Origin of the sequence: Paenibacillus sp. FSL R5-0912, from assembly GCF_000758605.1 — a bacterium.
Classification (GTDB): Bacteria; Bacillota; Bacilli; order Paenibacillales; family Paenibacillaceae; genus Paenibacillus_AQ.
Genome location: NZ_CP009282.1, coordinates 389,393 through 406,129, shown reverse-complemented (window position 1 = coordinate 406,129; position 16,737 = coordinate 389,393). Strand labels below are relative to the sequence as shown.

The following is a 16,737-nucleotide window of genomic DNA, read 5'->3' as shown; positions in this document are numbered from 1 at the left end:
AACCGGATCAGAATGGTATATTGTATACTGGTCAAAATGTACGGCTGCTTAATCACTATATCAATGTATTCGAGACTCTATCATTTCTACTTGCAGATTAGCTTATAGAATAAATGAAGGTGAATTCCAATGAACAAGCTATTATTTCATAATATACCGCTCGGTGCTACCGGCGAGAAAATCCCCCAGGCGAAGGTTGCCTCCGCCCGGACGAGCAGGGAGACCGTGAAACCCGGAGACAGCGACGCGGCTTACTTCCGCAGGCTGGAGGAAGGCGGCATTCTGCTCAATTCTCCGCAAATCTCAGCGGTGCGGCATCATCTCGGGCCGCTGCTGACGCTGGCGGGAGCAGGCTCCGGCAAAACCTCGGTGCTGATCTGCAGAACCGGGTATTTGCTGTCTGTGCGCGGCATCGCCCCGGGCCGGCTGCTGCTGCTCACGTTCTCCAGCAAGGCTGCGGCGGAAATGCGGGAGCGGATTGCCGTGCTGCCGGGTGTGAACGCAGGTGATGCCGCACGGCTGCAGGCCCGCACGTTCCACTCGTTCTTCCTCTATTTCCTGCGCCGTCAGGGACTGCGGCAGGATATTTTCCACGAGACGCGGCGCCAGCACATCCTGCTGAAGCAGATCATGCGTCAGCTTGGGCTGCCGAAGGATGCCTATCCCCCAGAGAATCTGCTCACCTTGCTCTCCTCCTGCAAGATGAATATGGGCTTGCCCGAGGATATGCCGGAAACGACAGAAGCGGAGAAGGAAATGAAGGCCATTCTCGCCCTGTACGAGCAGTGGAAGACCGAACATTTCAAAATCGATTTCGACGACGTGCTGCTGATCGCCTACCGGATGCTCCGGGAGCAGCCGGCGCTGCTGCTGGAGCTGCAGCAGAAATACCAATATGTAATGGTCGATGAATTCCAGGATACGAATGCGCTGCAATATGAGCTGGTCAAAATGATCGCCCATCCACAGGACAACCTGATGGTGGTCGGAGACGATGATCAGACCATCTATTCCTTCAACGGGGCGCGCAGCGAGTTCATTCTGGAGTTCGAGAAACTGTATCCAAATGCCAAGGTGATCACCCTCGATATCAATTACCGCTCCGGACCGGCCATTATCGGGCTCGGTAACGGGATTATTCGCCATAATACACGGCGCCGGGCCAAGACGCTGCAAGCGGCCAAAAGCAGTGGAAATCCGCCCCGCTATCTTCGTCCGCAGACTGCGGACGAAGAGGCCGAGCAGATTGTAGAGCATATTGAACGTGAGATTGGCAGCGGAGCAAGGGAATATCGCGATTATGCGCTGTTGTACCGCGCCACCAGCAGCAACCGGGCAATCCTAGAGCTGCTGCTGATGCGCGATATCCCTTATGTAGACTACGGCGAAGGCCAGCTGCTCTACGAGCATTGGCTGATCTCCCCCGTGCTGGATCATCTGCGCCTGTCTGTTAACCGCCGTAACTTCGCCGCGATGGAGAATATTCTGCCGACCCTCTACATGAGCCGGGAAAAAGGGATGGAGCATATCCGCCGCATGGAGTCCGTGCAGGCGAAACAGGGCCCGCTGATTCACCTCCTGTCCATGCCGGGCATGGAGGATTTCAAAGCTACCAAGCTGCGCGAGCGGCTGGATCTGATCCGCGGGCTGAGCGGGCTGACGCCGGTGCAGGCGATCCGCCAGATCCGCACTGTTTTCTATGACTATTTCATTGAAGCCAATGAACGGCACCAGGCCACATTGCACCGGGAGACGCTTAAGGAAATGCTCGATGAGCTGGAGGCATCCGCAGAGCGGTTCGGCACGATCCCGTTGTTCCTCGAATTCATTGATAACGTAACCGAGCGCAACGAGCAGAGCCGTCAGCCGGGGCTTAAGGAGCAAGGCAACCGCATCGCCCTGATGACTATCCATAAATCCAAAGGACTGGAGTTCCCCGTAGTCTTCCTTATCGGGGCTTCCGAGGGTATTCTGCCGCATAGCTCCGCACTGGAGGAGGGCCGGCTGAAGGACCGCAAGCCGGCGAAGGCAAGCGTTACTGTGGTCGGCAGTGCTGCCGCCAGAGCCGCAGCTGAGGCTGGAATAGCTGCACTCGAAGAGGAACGCAGACTCGCCTATGTAGCCGTTACCCGGGCCCGCGAGGAGCTGTTCATCAGCTCGCCCGCAAGGCACCGGGGCAAGAAGGCAGAGGTCTCGCGCTTCATGCTCTCCGCCTTCCGCGCTGCAGCACCGCCTCAGGCAACTGCACCGGCCGCCGGAAACAGAAGCACTGTAGTACGCAGCAGCTATTCGTCCGGGTCCTCTGCAGCCAGAATGCATACAGTTCCCGTCTGGAGCTGTTCCGGGAAGTCCTGCCCGGGCTGGACCCGGATGAAGGCGGGCGGAGCCGAGGATCACCTTGCCTCGAAGCCCTGTCCGCTGTGCAAATCCCCGATGGAAAAAAGCACCCGGGAAGTCCCTGTATAACGGGACACACGGCCGCCTGTACACAAGCATCAGCCCCATTCAGCAGCTACTCGGCGCTGAATGGGGCTGATGCTGTTATTCCCGGGTTCATCTTGCCCGCACCTGGAATTGGGGCAGATAATCGGCATTCTGCTCAAGAATATCGGCCAGAACCTCCTTGGCGATCCGCTCATCTCCTATCAGCGGGTGGATCGTCAGCGCCTGTAGTGCAGAGGCATAATCCCCTTTCACTGCCGCTTCAATCGTCAGCTCTTCATAAGCCTTCACCACCTGCAGCAGACCTCTGATCTGGGGAGGGAGCGGCTTACTCGGGGCAAGCGCATGCGGTCCATCGGATTTGATAACACAGTTGATCTCAATGGAGACATCGCCCGGAAGATCAGGGATAGTCCCCTGATTACGCACATTGACCGTCTGAATGTCGCCGGTATCATTATAGATGGACTTCATCAATTGAACAGCCGCTTCCGAATAGTAGGCACCGCCGCGTTTCTCCAATTGAGCCGGCTTACTGTTCACTTCAGGTTGCTTATAGATCTCGAACAGCTCGGCTTCTACTTCTTTTACCTCATCGGCACGGGTCTTTCCGGTCTCTTGATAATGCCCGGAGATCTCCCGGTACATCTCCTCCTTCATATAATAATAACGGTGGTAGGGGCAAGGAAGTGCTCCCACGGACTGAATGAATTCGGAATCCCACTCCAGATCGGGTATATTGGCCATCGAAGGTCCTTTGGCTCCGGACAGCTTGTTCAGGAAATCCTCCGTCACGTCCTCTCCTTCAATCAGCACCCGGGTCGTCCAGTGGAGATGATTGATTCCGACAATCTCAATAAACATATCCGATTGCGGAACCCCGTAGAGCTCAGCGATCTGCATCTTCGTGCTTATCGGGAGATTGCACAGCCCGACAGATTTGACACGGGAATGCTTCGAGACGGCTTCCGTAATAATACCGGCCGGGTTGGTGAAGTTGATCATGAACGCGCCCGGAGCCAGTTCCTCAATATCCCGGCAAATGTCCAGAATTACCGGAATGGTGCGAAGCGCCTTGGCGAATCCGCCCGCGCCCGTCGTCTCCTGGCCGATTAAATGATGGGCCAGCGGTATCTTCTCATCTCTTGAGCGGGCATCCAGCATGCCCACACGGATCTGCGTAGCGACAAAATCCGCACCGCGAATCGCTTCGCGCCGGTCCAGCGTCGTATGCAGCTTCATTGGTTTGCCGCTTGCATCAATCATACGCTGCGCCAGTTCACCTATGATTCTCAGCTTGTCCGCTCCGGCCTTAATATCAGCCAGATACAGCTCAGCAACCGGGAATTCATCATAATAACGGATCAGTCCCTCTACAAGCTCCGGCGTATAGGAGGAGCCTCCTCCGATTACTGCGATTTTCAAGTGGTTCTTCTTCATTTGTGATTTCCTCCGTCTCTCTTGAAACTCTCTATTATTGCTGTGGTTACGGGCAGGCCAAGCTGGTCCATGGCAAGCATCACCGCACCGAATACAGGCGGCAGCTCCGGGATTACTAGTGTGCTAAGGGGATGCTCCGCCTTCACCTCTTGAAGCAGCGCATCCAGCAGCAACGGGTTTCTGCCGGATTGAAGGATACTCCCCGTAAGGATGACCGGCACCGCTTCCTCTTCAAAGCCGCCCAGTTTGCGGATTACGGCCGATGCAGAAATCCCCAGCTCTCTGCCCATATCTGCAAGCAACTGGCGGGAGAGCCAATCACCCGAGTCTGCCGATTCGTGAACAATCAGCGACAGCTCCAGCGGCGCCGCAGTGATCTCATCATCGAGATACCGGTTCAGCATCTCCCCGAAGCTTGTAAACCCAAGCCTCAGAGGTATCCGCTCGACCAGATCACTGTAGGGTTCCCTGCCTTCCCAGCAGCGCACAGCCCTGCCGAGTGCCTGTGCAGCGAGATAAAAGCCGCCGGCCCGGTCACCGAACAAAGTATCGAATCCGCCTACCTGCACCGTTTGCCCGAGCCGGTTGCGGCCCGCTGCGTTCGTATTGCTTCCACAGACAAGCACCACTCCCGTGTTATCCCGGCTCCCATCCCCTCCGGTTTCTTATGCTTCTATACTATAGACCGCCCTGCGGCGGTCCCCCTTATCTTATCTTGAATTGGAGGTGGTCCCATGTCCGGCCGAAGCAATAAGCTCTCTCCCTACCTGTTCATCTCGCCAGCCCTCCTGCTGTTTGCCTTTGTTGTACTTATTCCGGTCCTCATGACATTCGTATTCAGCTTCTACGATTGGAACGGGATCGGCCATATGAAATTCACCGGCTTTGACAATTACATCCGGGCTTTTCAAGACCGCATCTACATTAATTCCTATGGACACACACTGATTTATATTGTAGCCACGGTCGTTGTTGAAGTCCTTGTCGGACTGGGACTCGCAGGATTAATCACGATGGGCCGCAAGGGCAGCGGAATATTCCGGCTAGCATTCTTCGTGCCCGTCATGCTGCCGATGATTGTCGTCTCCTACTTATGGAAATTCGTCTATAATTCCGACTTCGGCCTTATCAATATCCTGCTGGAGAAGATCGGCCTGGAGAGCTGGACCAGAGTCTGGCTAGGCAACCCCGATACGGCACTTTACGCCATCTGCATCGTATCCGGCTGGGTCTACGCAGGGTTCTATATGACCATCTTTTATTCCGGAATCCAGCGCATTTCCAAAGAAGTCTATGAATCCGCCCATCTGGATGGCGCCGGGGAAGGACAGATATTCTTCAAGATCAAGGTACCGATGATCCGTAATCTGGTAGAGACAGGCATCATGCTATGTGTGCTTACCGGCTTCCAGTCCTTCGACCTGTTCTATGTAATGACTAACGGCGGGCCGTATAATTCGACCGAAATCGTTACGACCTATCTGGTCAAAGTAGTCTTTACCCACATGAGCATCGGCTACGGCTCTGCGCTCGCTGTCATAATGACAATCGTGATTGCGATCATCGGGCTTGTTGCCGGCAGACTGAAGAAGAAAGACTCCGGTGTGCTGGAGTATTAAGCAGAAACGGCTTTGCCGTCCTCTCAAAGGACGGTACCGTTTCAGCGAGAAATAGAAGGATAATTTATAGTGTCCAACATATAAAATTCTTATATTTTAGAATAATCCCACAAAGCGGGGCTTTGGCTTCGGGTGATGACTCAGGTACTTTGTGGGGCCACCGAAACATGTAAACTCTGAAATCATGAGAAAGTGAGGTGTTCTCCTTGACGACCACAGCCCTGGATATCAAGAACGACGCTTACAGCGGAGGGGAGTCGGCAAAACGCAGACCGCTCTCACATATTCTGTATTATCTGTTCATGATCTTCATCTCCTGCTTCTATTTCTATCCGATCCTCTGGCTTATCCTCTCCTCATTCCGTGAGAACCGTAAGATCTTCTCCACCCCGTTCGCGCTGCCGGAACAGGTTAATCTGCAGAACTGGTCCAAAGCGTGGACTGTCGGCAATATGAGCACCTATGCCAGCAACAGCGTAATCGTCACCTCGGCTACCGTAGCAGGCATTCTGCTCTTCGCCAGCCTCGCAGCCTTTGCCTTCAGTAAGCTGCGATTCCGAGGAAGCAGCTTCCTGATGCTAATGTTCGTATTCGGACTGTTCATGCCGCTGCAATCCTTCTTCATTGCCCAGAGCTATATTTTTGAGCAGCTGAATTTGAAGGATTCCTATATGGGGTTAATTCTTCCTTATATAGGAACAGGACTTCCGCTGGCTATCTTTCTGCTCAAGGCGTACTTAGACTCCGTACCAAAAGAACTGCTGGAAGCTGCCCGCATGGACGGCTGTAATGACTGGGTGATGTACAGCAGAATTATCCTTCCGCTGCTTGTTCCAAACATGGCTACCGTGGGGATCTTCTCGGCGCTGAATGCTTGGAATGAGCTGCTGCTGGCCATGCTGTACATCCAGAATGATGCACTGAAGACCATCCCGATCGGCCTGCTGGCCTTCTCCAGCCGATATATGACCGACTATAAGCTGCTTTTCTCCGCACTGGCGATTATTACGCTCCCGATGATTGTCGTATACCTCTTCTTCCACCGCTATATCGTTGCCGGCCTGACGGAGGGAGCACTGAAGTAGCTCCTTCCCGGAAATATGCCTGTTAGAACAACAAATAGCCCCTTCCAGCAGACGTAGCCGGAATCATGACATCATCATGAGTTCCCAATACGTTCTGCCCAAAGGGGCTATATTCGTTATCCTCTATTTAAGCCGGAGTGACTTCCGGTTCTTCAGCTTCTTCATGCACAGTCTTGATCTGAATCATTACTGTACTTGGATCGGTCAGCACTTCAATACCATCCTGGAAAATCAGATCAGACACAAGCAACTGGTCGCCAATGGCAAGGCCGCTGATGTCCACTTCCATGGAAGTCGGCAGATCGCCCGGCATACAGCGGACATCTACTTCATATATTTCCACCTGCAGTACGCCGCCTTCTTTGACCCCAACAGCTTCGCCTGCAAAATGAATCGTAACCTTGCTGTCCATGCTGATGCTCATATTCACATGCTGAAAATCAATATGCAGCACTTTACCGGACATCGACTGCTTCTGGATGTTCTGAACCACCACCGGAACGGTTGTACCATCAGACAATTTCGCTTGCAGGATTGCACGCGGATTGGTTCTCAGCATTTCCAGCAGTTCCTTCTCGCTCACTTCAAGACTTAGAGTATCTTTACCAATTCCGTACAGTACAGCCGGGATGCGGCCTTGCTTTCTTGCTACATTCAGGTTGGACTTTGTATCAGACGTACGATTGTTTAGTTGAATAAATTTACTCATTGCTTGGTTCCCGCTCTCTTCGACCATAAATTCTTGTCATACTAAGTGTACCATGACCATAGAATCTAGTCAAACCAGCGAGAATCAGGCTTCATATTCTGTAAACGGATCGGGAATCTCAATTCTGTAAGCTTCGGCATCGCTGACGCCTACAGATAATACCGCCCGGCCGCCCTCTAAGCGCACCAGCCCCCCGCTGAAAATGACATCCTGGAGTTCGGGGCGTTTACCCGGACCGATGGGGAAATCGCTTCTGGCCGCGATGATTTTGAGTGGAGTAGTTTCGAAGGTATCCGGATTAAGCGAGAAGACCATGGAGTAGTAATGCTTCTTCCCCAGATGGTCGAAGCAGGCGATATGCCCGAGCACACCCACATGTCCATTGCGCAGCAGATGGGCTTCATTGGCTCCGCCCCACTCCTCCCGCACGAACTGATGCTGCAGAATCTCTGCTTCCAGAAAGGTCTGTTCATTCAGCTCTTCCAGTGAATCGATAATGGTGAAGCCGATCTGCCCTCTACCTCCCCGCTCTCCCTGCGGCCTGGTGAGTACGCCGATTCTGCCATCCTGCAGCTCAATCAGCCGTATATCCTTCATCATTGCCGGACCGGAGGAGAAATGGTACATCGAATCAATCCGGTATCCCCGGTAGAACTGTGTGACCCACGAGACTATCTTTTGCGGATTGTCCCCGGCTGTGATTACTTCTACTCCTCCGACAATCAGTTCACCCTTAATCCGGGTTACGCAGGGATCCTGCAGACTATACGTATGAGTATGTGCACGGGGTACCCAAACGCCATCCTCCCGGAATGTAAAAAAGAAGACTTGAGAGAACTCACTATCCCGTTCCTCAACTCTTCCCAAGATGACTTCCTCCCCGTCATGCAGAAAAGGAGCCGTTATATTGTATACATCACGTCCGCCCACACCGGAGAAGACCAGCTTCTCCACGTGCACGGTACGGAGATAGGCATAAAAGGTATCCAGCAGCTCATTACAGGTTGCTATCTTTGCGGTGCTCCTTGTCATTGCCTTCCTCCTCATACTCATTTGCCTTATCTATTGTCCAATCGTTCTCATCTGATTCCATCCGGATCAATTCTCCGGGCTGAATATTGAAGTAAGCGCACAGCTTCAGCAGCAGATCCCGGGGATACTGCACCATCTCATCTTTGTACATCCGCCGGACGGAATCAAAATGGTAATTAATATCTTTTGCAAGCCTGCGGATCGATAATTTGGGGTCATGCTTCTCCATAACCTCACTCAGTTTACTGCGTATGACCGGCATTCCTACACCTCCTACATCACTATATCCGGAGATTTGAGGGGAGTCAATGAATTGACAAGATAAAATGGTCATGTTATAGTTAGAACAGGAAATAAATTGCAGAAACGAAATTTCATACCACTTATCTCCGGAAAATAAAGTCCTCTTTATTTTCTTTTTTTGTTCCCAAATTTCGATAATCAATAGGGAGGCTTTACGCATGAACCATAGCAACCGCAATAAAAATATTGTTTTCCTATCTACCAGCCTGCCGAGAGAATGCGGAATTGCTACCTTCACCCAAGATCTCCTGGATGAGTTCACGAAGCTTCAAGGCTTCAACAAACCGCGTATCATCGCCATGAACAACAACGGAAATTACCATTACACAGACCAGGTCATGAGGGAAATCAACCAACATCAGCTATCTGATTATATAGATGCAACTAGGGAAATCAATCAGTCCGATACCGATCTGCTAGTCATTCAGCATGAATTCGGAATCTACGGCGGGGAAAGCGGCGAATATCTGCTGCAGTTCACGGAGGAGCTTCATAAACCCTATGTGGTCATTTTCCATACTGTATTAACCAAGCCTACACCCAAGCAGCATGAGATCCTTACCCGGCTCGCCGAGGGAAGCGTCAAGGTTGTCACCATGGCCCAGTCTACGGTAGATGATCTCATCTCTGTCTATCATATTAACGCCGCCAAAATTGCTTTTATTCACCACGGTGTGCCTTTCGTTAAGACTTCTACCCGCGCGGAGCTAAAGACCCAGTACAAGTTCGGAGACCGCAAAATACTCTCGACCTTCGGCTTCCTCAGTCCCGGCAAGGGCATTGAATATGCCATTGAGGCTATGAGCGGAGTAGTGAAGCAGCACCCGGACGCGCTCTATATTATCTGGGGCAAGACTCATCCGGTCGTCAAACTGGAGACAGGTGAAGTCTACCGTCAAAAACTGACCGATCTGGTGCATGAATTAGGCCTGGTCAACAATGTGCTGTTCGTCGACAAGCTGCTGACCCAGGAAGAGGTCATCGAGTCACTGGTAATGTCGGATATTTATATGACCCCTTATCTGGGCAAGGATCAGGCAGTCAGCGGCACGCTCGCATACGGCGTCGGCTATGGCAGAGTAATTATCTCCACTCCTTACCGCTATGCTGAAGAGATGCTCGCTGAAGGCCGCGGCCTGCTGGCGAATTTCCGTGACTCAGCTTCTCTGGAAGCCTGTATTCTGGAGCTGCTGGATGATCCGGCCAAGGTCAAGGATATGGAGCAACGTACACAGGCGCTCGGCAGTACCATGATGTGGAGTGAAATCGCGAAAACCTACGCTGCCATCTTCCAGGACAAAATAGCCCTCTCCAAACCGGCTGGCCGGAGTGTGATTTGATGCAGACATCCGCAGCGTTGCAGTTCAAACCGGACTATATGCGCCGGATTACCGACGATACAGGGATTTTCCAGCATACGAAATTCGGGGTTCCCGACCGTGCCAAGGGCTACACCACTGATGACAATGCGCGGGCTCTAATCGCAGCCGTTCTGATGTACAAAAAAAATCAGGACAACGCCTCCCTTGACCTGATCCATACGTATCTCTCTTTCGTCCACCATGCACAGACAGAAGAGGGCAACTTCAGGAACTTCATGGACTATAACCGTTCCTTCCTGGAGGAGCGCGGCTCCGAGGATTGCCAGGGGCGCACACTCTGGGCGCTGGGCTTCGTACTCTCCTATTCCTCCATACTGCCGGACAATCTGCTGAATACCTGCCGTTATTTAATTAACCAGGCGCTGCCGCATATCGGAGGTCTGCGGTCTCCACGGGCTTTAGCCTATGCCGTTATCGGACTCAGCTATTTGCTTAAAACTCCCGGAGCGCTCACCTACTCCTTCCCTTATCCGCATACGCCAAGCACAGATGAAGAACTGGCCTTCCTGCCGGAAGCCTTCATCACAGAACTTATTGAATCTGTTGCCGTCCGGCTGAATGACCAATACAACCTCACCAAGGGCGAAGGCTGGAACTGGTATGAAGACAGTCTTACGTACGGTAATTCCATGCTGCCCTGGGCGCTGCTCAAGGCCTTCAAGATTTCCGGCAATCCGGCGCTGAAATATACAGCAAAAGAAAGCCTGGATTTCCTGATCTCCCGGACCTTCGCGCCGGAAGGCTATTACAAGCCCATAGGCAGCCACGGCTGGCTGCTGCGCGGCGGCACTCCTGCGCTATATGATGAACAGCCGATCGAAGCCTGCGAAATGCTGCTGGCCTGCGAGGAAGCCGCTGTGGTGCTGAAGGACCCTGCTTATCTGCAGCAGGCCGATTTATGCTACGCCTGGTATACAGGGAATAATTCTTTGCAGCTCTCACTGATTGATCCCCAGACCGGGGCTTGCTACGACGGAATTCACAGCTCGGGGCTGAACCTCAATCAGGGATCGGAGAGCATCATCTCCTTCTCGATTGCCCATCTGGTGACTCACCATGGATAAATTCGCAACCATTCTTGCAGGCGGAGGCGGCACCCGCTTCTGGCCGCTGTCCAGACAGGAAATTCCCAAGCAGCTGCTGAACATCAGCGGCAATGATATTATGCTGAACGATACGATCGAACGCTTCAAGGGCATCATCCCGCAGGAGAATACCGTGATCGTAACCAACCGCACCCAGGCGGTCCTGCTGGAGAGCATTATGCACAGCAGTGTGCAGAAGAGCAATATTCTGATCGAGCCTGTGGCCCGGAATACTTCGGCAAGCATCCTGTTCGCCGCCTTCTCCATCCAGCAGATAAGCGAAGGGGATTCCTTAATGGTGGTCCTGCCTTCCGATCATTATATTACCGATGAGCCGCAGTTCCGGCTTACGCTGGACGAAGCCTGCACCGTCGCGATGGAGAGTGATGCCATTGTCACGATCGGGATCAAACCGACCTTTCCTTCCACCGGCTACGGCTATATCGCTTATGACAAAGAGCCGATCGCAGTCAAACCGGTTGCCGTATACGATGTAGCTGAATTCGTGGAGAAGCCGGATTTCAAAAAGGCACAGGGATATCTGGCCTCAGGCAATTATCTCTGGAACAGCGGGATTTTCATCTGGAAGACCTCGGTCATTATCGATAACTTCAAGCGGTATCTGCCGCGGCTATATAATACTATGCTGCCGATCAGTGAAGCGCTTGGTACGGATCAGGAGCAGGAGACCATTAACCGGATCTACCCGCTGCTGCAGAATATCTCGATTGACTATGGCATTCTGGAGCGTTCCGACGAGGTAGTGGTCCTGTCCGGCCAGTTCGGCTGGAATGACATCGGCAGCTGGGATGCACTCGGTGCAATCTTCCCGCCTGATGATGAAGGCAACATTATCAAGGCCAATCATGTCGGCATCGATACCCGCAACTCTATTATCTATGGCAACGGGCGGCTGATTACCACCATCGGCGTAGACGGCTTCATCATCGCTGACACCGGGGATGCAGTCATGATCTGTCCCAAGGATAAAGCCCAGTCGGTCAAAGACATTGTCGATCTGCTCAAGGAGAAAGGCATGCTGGAATATGTATAGGCTATGACGATTATGTAATAACAAAGGGAGCACTGCTATTACAGCAATGCTCCCTTTGTTAAAATATAAGAATTTATATGTTTCACATGATAATTTATCCTTCTATTTCTCGCTGAAACGAATGCCGTCCTATTCAAGGACGGCGTAGCCGTTTCTGCTTGTGTTCTTATGTTTCTCCTATGCTGAGTCAGCCCTTAGGTCCAGGCCCACAGGAACCCGTCACGGTCCCAGGCAATTCTGCCGCCGTGCAGCTTGCGGAAAGCCTTCTTCACCTCTTTGGATAGCGATGCATTTCCATTCTCATTCACGAAGACAAACTCTTCGCCGAAATTCGCCTTCACATATTCAATCGCTGCGGTCTGGTGCAGGGTTCCTGTAAATTTGATTTCCTTAACCATCCATTCCGCCACTTCCTGTGCGGTTACTTCCATTGGGGTAGTGCTCCTTCCTGCTTATCCTGCTCATAGATACCCCATTATAGCATGAAACCATAACCCGCAGCGGAGAGCTCATCCAGCCTATCCTGAATAGAACCAGCCACACCTTTTGCAGCTGTACCCGCCTGTCTATGCCCCTTCCTGCTCCAGATGCAGCAGCTGGGAGGGATCGAGAAGGACGGTAACACGTTCTCCTTCACGAACCCGCAGTAAGCGGCCGTCATTCAGCAGATCTACGGTCAGATGGACACCTTCGGCCGCGACAATAGCGCGGATGATATTGCCCAGAACCGATACGGCCAGCACCTCCCCGCTCACATCAATCATGTCGTCCGCATCATCCTGTATCGGCTCACCTTCTGCCAGTAGGGTAACGGATTCCGGGCGGATGGCAAAACGGTCGGCACGGCTATCAATGCTGCGGAAAAGCGCCAGTGCCTCTGCCCGGTTGAATACGTTATAGCTGCCCATGAAACGGGCGGCGAACTCCGTCCGCGGCGCTGTGTACAGCTGCTCCGGGGAGCCTTCCTGGACAATACGGCCCTGGTTCATGATACAGATCCGGTCCGAGAGGATCAGTGCTTCTTCCTGATCATGGGTGACGAACAGCGTTGTCATCCCCAGACGCCGCTGGATATCGCGGATTTCCGCACGCAGATTCTTGCGGATCTTGGCGTCGAGCGCGCTGAGCGGTTCGTCCAGCAGCAGCAGCTTCGGCTGAACGGCAAGCGAGCGGGCCAGGGCGACCCGCTGCTGCTGTCCGCCGGACAGCGACTGCGGATAGACATCACGCTTGTCTTCCAGATCAACCATTGCCAGCAGTTCGCTGCTCCGCAAGCGCCGCGCTGCCGGAGGCGCCCCTTGCATACGCATTCCGTATTCCACATTCTGGCTGACGGTCAGGTTGGGGAATAGCGCATAGGACTGGAACACCATGCCCACATCCCTGCTGCGCGGCGGCAGCTTCGTCAGTTCCTTGCCTGCAAGCCTAATGCTGCCGCTGTCCAGACCGGTAAGCCCGGCGATACAGCGAAGGAGCGTGCTTTTGCCGCAGCCGGACGGCCCCAGCAGAGTGATTAGTTCCCCTTCGGCGATGCTTAAGTCCACTCCATCCAGCACCGGCGCACTGCCGAACAATTTGCGGATACCCTGCAGCTTCAGATAATCATTCATACCCTTATCCTCCCTATTCCTTACTTCGACAGTCTGCTAATCTTCTGTCCCAGCTTCATCAGTACCGCCGACAGCAGCAGAATAAATACAAAATAAGAGATCGCAATCGCGCTGGCCAAATGTCCACTTTCCCCTACACGCTGGAACAAGTAGACTTGAATCGTCTGGATATGACCCCCAACCAGCATATTGGTCAGCACGAACTCCCCGAAGAGCACGGAGAAAGACAGCAGCGCAGAGACCATAACACCCGGCCAGATATTCGGCAGAATCACATTAACAAAAGCCGTCCGTCTTCTTGCTCCAAGCAGCTCAGCCGCATTCAGCAGCTCCACTGCAGATACGCTCAGCAGACTGTTGCGGATGCCCTGATACATATAAGGAAGAGTGACCACAAAGTAAGCCCCTACCAGCAAATAGGCAGTGCCAGAGATATCAAAGGGGCCAGAGGAATAGGTCCGGATCAATCCAACGGCAGCCACTACTCCCGGCACAGCGTATGGCAGAACAACAATGAACTTCATGAAGCTCTCCAAGCGCGGATAATAAACCGTAATCACAAACACGGCTGGCAGCATCACCGCGAGACTAAGCAGAACGCTGAGGAGGCACAGATAGAGCGATGTCCAGAGCGCCTCAAGGAAGCGGATATCCTGAAACATGCCACTGAACCAGCTTAGTGTCCAGCTTTCGGGAAGCAACGTATTCTGCCAGTCTTGGGCAAAAGCATACAGCCCTGTCGCCACCAGCGGCAGCAGCAGGTAGATCATGAGCAGGAGCATGAAGGTGCGCGGGGCAAAGCCCGCTTTGCGTGTATTCATCTTCCTGCCTCCTCCCGGACTGCGGACCAGCGCCGCTTGAATATCCCGCTGCGGTGCTCCTGCCTGGCAGGACTTCTGCCGCTGTACCCTTCCATCTGCCGCACCATCCGCTGATTCAGGAATACCGCCAGCAGTGTGCTTAATGCCAGCAGAACCGCGAGCGTGCTGCCCATCTGCGGCTGGGTCACCACATCTCCGGCAACCAGGGAGCCGATACGGACAGCCAGCAGATTATAGTTGCCGCCAACCAGCGCATAGGCGGTAGCATACGCACCCATCGCATTGGCAAAGAGAATGCCGAGTGTACCGAAGATCGCCGGGGAGAGCACTGGCAGGCCGACCGTCTTCCAGAACTGCCAAGGACCTGCACCCAGCAGAGCCGCCGCTTCCCTCCACTGCTCCCTGATACCATAGAACGCCGGATACAGCAGTAATAAGGCCAGGGGAATCTGGAAATAGACGTAGACCAGGATCAGACCGGACCAGCTGTACAGATTGAATCCGTCAAACACATTCCAGCCCCACTGCTTGAACAGCAGCGTGAACACACCATTATTGCCAAGCAGAATAATGTAGGCAAAAGCCAGCGGAACCCCGGCAAAGTTCGAGGTCATATTGGACAGCATCAGCAGCCGGTCACGTACCGCCGGAGCAAAGCGTGTAATACAGTACGCACATACAAGCCCTACCCCGAGCCCAATCAGGCTGGAGAGAACTGAGATCAGCAGGCTGTTCTTGATCGCCTGCATATAATAGGCACTGCTCAGCGCATGCTGATAATTGCCCAGCGTGAAGCCCGCTCCATCCGCTCTGCGGAAGCTACCCGTCAGCATAGACAAGACCGGCACCACCTGAAAAGCCAACACCATCAGCACAAAGGGAACCAGAGCCAGAATTACGCTGCGTTGTCTGTGTTTCATTCCGTATGCTCCTCTCGCTTAGAATAGCAAGCGGGCGCCTTAGCTAAGGCGCCCTTCATCTCTTGTCTATAGTCTGTCCGACAGGAGGATTAGTTCAAATGTACAAGCACACGTTCCTGCCACAGCTGCGGAATGGCCTTGGCAGTTTCTTCCCAAACCTTATAATCCCCGACCGGCTTCACGTTGGCATACTCGTCCTGTGGCAGCAGCTTAGCGGCCACATCCTCCGGAAGCTTCACGCTGTCACGGATCGGACGGGCATAGCCTTTAGCCAGATTAATCTGGCCTTCATCGCTGAGAATGTACTCACGTGTAAGCTTGGCAGCATTCGGATGCGGTGCCCATTTGTTAATTATGGTCGCATAGCCGCTCACGACACTGCCTTCCTTCGGGATCGCCACATCGAATCCGTCTTTGTTGATCTGGTCCTTGTAGTTCAGCGCGTTGAAATCCCACAGCAGCGTGACTTCCACTTCGCCCTTCTCGATATTCGCAAGGGATGCCTCGGCGTTTGAGAGACGGCCCTTCTTCGCCAGATCCTCGAAGAAGGCAATGCCGGGCTCAATATTGGACTCATCACCGCCAAAGGCGATGGCAGCAGCAAGCACCGCCATTTGCGCCTGGGCTGCCTTGGTTACATCGCCCACGATGATTTTATAGCTGCCGTTCTTCAGGTCCTCCCAGCTCTTGGGCGGATCTGCAACCAGCTTCGTATTGGTCAGGAAGGCAATACTGCCCTGATAGCCAACGACCCAATTGCCGTCCTTGTCCTTGGCCCAATCGGGGATCTCGTCCCAGTGGGAGGTTTTATAAGGCTGGACTACGCCTTTCTCAACTGCAACCGGGCCAAAGGCGATGCCGACATCGCCGATATCGGCTGTCGGTTTATCTTTCTCTGCTTCGAACTTGGCAATTTCCTCTGCACTCGACATATCTGTATCGGTATGGGTAATTTCATACTTGCCCGTAATATCATTCCAGGTATCCTTCCAGTTCGCCCAGGAGTCCGGCATGCCCACACTGACTACAGCGGCTTCCTTGGTAGCCTCAGCTTCGATTTCTCTTAAGCTCAGCTCTTTGACGCCGCCGTTTCCTTCATCGGCCTTAGCTTCTGAATTGGCACAAGCGGCAAGCAGCAGGACGAGCAAGGACAACATCAGACACATGGACATTAGCCGTACGAATCTCTTTTTCATGATTTCCCTATCACTCCTATTTCTGATTTACGGGCTCTA

Annotated in this window: 15 protein-coding genes and 1 pseudogene; 6 read left to right on the top strand and 10 right to left on the bottom strand. The window is 53.2% G+C overall.

All coding sequences use genetic code 11. The features are described from left to right. Positions 1 to 129: 129 nt before the first annotated feature. Positions 130 to 2,466, top strand: coding sequence for a UvrD-helicase domain-containing protein (locus R50912_RS01780; protein WP_042231921.1), 2,337 nt, complete (start codon positions 130 to 132; stop codon positions 2,464 to 2,466). An 87-nt stretch (positions 2,467 to 2,553) separates the two neighbouring features. Here R50912_RS01780 and R50912_RS01775 read toward each other — a convergent pair whose 3' ends face one another. Then, entirely contained in the window at positions 2,554 to 3,882 is a 1,329-nt protein-coding gene (locus R50912_RS01775; RefSeq protein ID WP_042231919.1) for a 6-phospho-beta-glucosidase, read from the bottom strand. After that, positions 3,879 to 4,523, bottom strand: a pseudogene (locus R50912_RS01770) (BadF/BadG/BcrA/BcrD ATPase family protein); the annotation flags it as partial. The pseudogene R50912_RS01770 and the gene R50912_RS01775, both read right to left, overlap by 4 nt. Before the next feature lie 93 nt (positions 4,524 to 4,616). Between R50912_RS01770 and R50912_RS01765 the strand changes: the two are divergent. Both R50912_RS01765 and R50912_RS01760 read left to right on the top strand, forming a co-directional pair. Beyond that, positions 4,617 to 5,501, top strand: a complete 885-nt coding sequence (locus R50912_RS01765; RefSeq protein ID WP_042231917.1) for a carbohydrate ABC transporter permease — start codon at positions 4,617 to 4,619, stop codon at positions 5,499 to 5,501. 206 nt (positions 5,502 to 5,707) lie between these two features. Further along, entirely contained in the window at positions 5,708 to 6,586 is an 879-nt protein-coding gene (locus tag R50912_RS01760; protein WP_052416817.1) for a carbohydrate ABC transporter permease, read from the top strand. Positions 6,587 to 6,713: 127 nt separating this feature from the next. Here the strand turns inward: R50912_RS01760 and R50912_RS01755 are convergent, their stop codons facing one another. The 3 genes from R50912_RS01755 to R50912_RS34665 form a co-directional block, all read right to left on the bottom strand. Next, positions 6,714 to 7,295 (bottom strand): 50S ribosomal protein L25, encoded by a 582-nt coding sequence (locus R50912_RS01755; RefSeq protein ID WP_042231916.1) that lies wholly within the window; start codon positions 7,293 to 7,295, stop codon positions 6,714 to 6,716. Positions 7,296 to 7,379: 84 nt separating this feature from the next. After that, positions 7,380 to 8,327, bottom strand: a complete 948-nt coding sequence (locus tag R50912_RS01750) for a DUF1861 family protein (protein WP_042231914.1) — start codon at positions 8,325 to 8,327, stop codon at positions 7,380 to 7,382. Next, on the bottom strand, positions 8,293 to 8,589 hold the full coding sequence (locus R50912_RS34665; protein WP_042231912.1) for a helix-turn-helix domain-containing protein: 297 nt from the start codon (positions 8,587 to 8,589) through the stop codon (positions 8,293 to 8,295). The genes R50912_RS01750 and R50912_RS34665 overlap by 35 nt, the downstream gene beginning before the upstream one ends. A gap of 199 nt (positions 8,590 to 8,788) precedes the next feature. Between R50912_RS34665 and R50912_RS01740 the strand changes: the two genes are divergently transcribed. Genes R50912_RS01740 through R50912_RS01730 form a run of 3 tightly spaced genes read left to right on the top strand, consistent with a single transcriptional unit; the run spans position 8,789 to position 12,151 of the window. After that, on the top strand, positions 8,789 to 9,970 hold the full coding sequence (locus tag R50912_RS01740; protein WP_042231910.1) for a glycosyltransferase family 4 protein: 1,182 nt from the start codon (positions 8,789 to 8,791) through the stop codon (positions 9,968 to 9,970). Beyond that, positions 9,970 to 11,076 (top strand): hypothetical protein, encoded by a 1,107-nt coding sequence (locus R50912_RS01735; protein ID WP_042231908.1) that lies wholly within the window; start codon positions 9,970 to 9,972, stop codon positions 11,074 to 11,076. Before R50912_RS01740 ends, R50912_RS01735 begins: the two co-directional genes overlap by 1 nt. Beyond that, positions 11,069 to 12,151, top strand: a complete 1,083-nt coding sequence (locus R50912_RS01730) for a mannose-1-phosphate guanylyltransferase (protein WP_042231906.1) — start codon at positions 11,069 to 11,071, stop codon at positions 12,149 to 12,151. Before R50912_RS01735 ends, R50912_RS01730 begins: the two co-directional genes overlap by 8 nt. A gap of 194 nt (positions 12,152 to 12,345) precedes the next feature. Here R50912_RS01730 and R50912_RS01725 read toward each other — a convergent pair whose 3' ends face one another. The 5 genes from R50912_RS01725 to R50912_RS01705 all read right to left on the bottom strand — a co-directional run bounded on the left by R50912_RS01725 (position 12,346) and on the right by R50912_RS01705 (position 16,698). Continuing rightward, on the bottom strand, positions 12,346 to 12,582 hold the full coding sequence (locus R50912_RS01725; RefSeq protein ID WP_042231904.1) for a DUF6953 family protein: 237 nt from the start codon (positions 12,580 to 12,582) through the stop codon (positions 12,346 to 12,348). A gap of 135 nt (positions 12,583 to 12,717) precedes the next feature. Then, on the bottom strand, positions 12,718 to 13,761 hold the full coding sequence (locus R50912_RS01720) for an ABC transporter ATP-binding protein (RefSeq protein WP_042231902.1): 1,044 nt from the start codon (positions 13,759 to 13,761) through the stop codon (positions 12,718 to 12,720). A 20-nt stretch (positions 13,762 to 13,781) separates the two neighbouring features. Then, entirely contained in the window at positions 13,782 to 14,582 is an 801-nt protein-coding gene (locus R50912_RS01715) for an ABC transporter permease (RefSeq protein ID WP_042231900.1), read from the bottom strand. Beyond that, positions 14,579 to 15,502 carry an ABC transporter permease gene (locus R50912_RS01710; protein WP_042231898.1) on the bottom strand — a complete coding sequence of 308 codons (924 nt, stop codon included), beginning with the start codon at positions 15,500 to 15,502 and terminating at the stop codon, positions 14,579 to 14,581. Before R50912_RS01710 ends, R50912_RS01715 begins: the two co-directional genes overlap by 4 nt. An 89-nt stretch (positions 15,503 to 15,591) precedes the next feature. After that, the gene (locus tag R50912_RS01705; RefSeq protein ID WP_042231895.1) at positions 15,592 to 16,698 is read right to left on the bottom strand and encodes an ABC transporter substrate-binding protein; all 1,107 of its coding nucleotides are present in this window, start codon (positions 16,696 to 16,698) and stop codon (positions 15,592 to 15,594) included. Between the last annotated feature and the right edge of the window lie 39 nt (positions 16,699 to 16,737).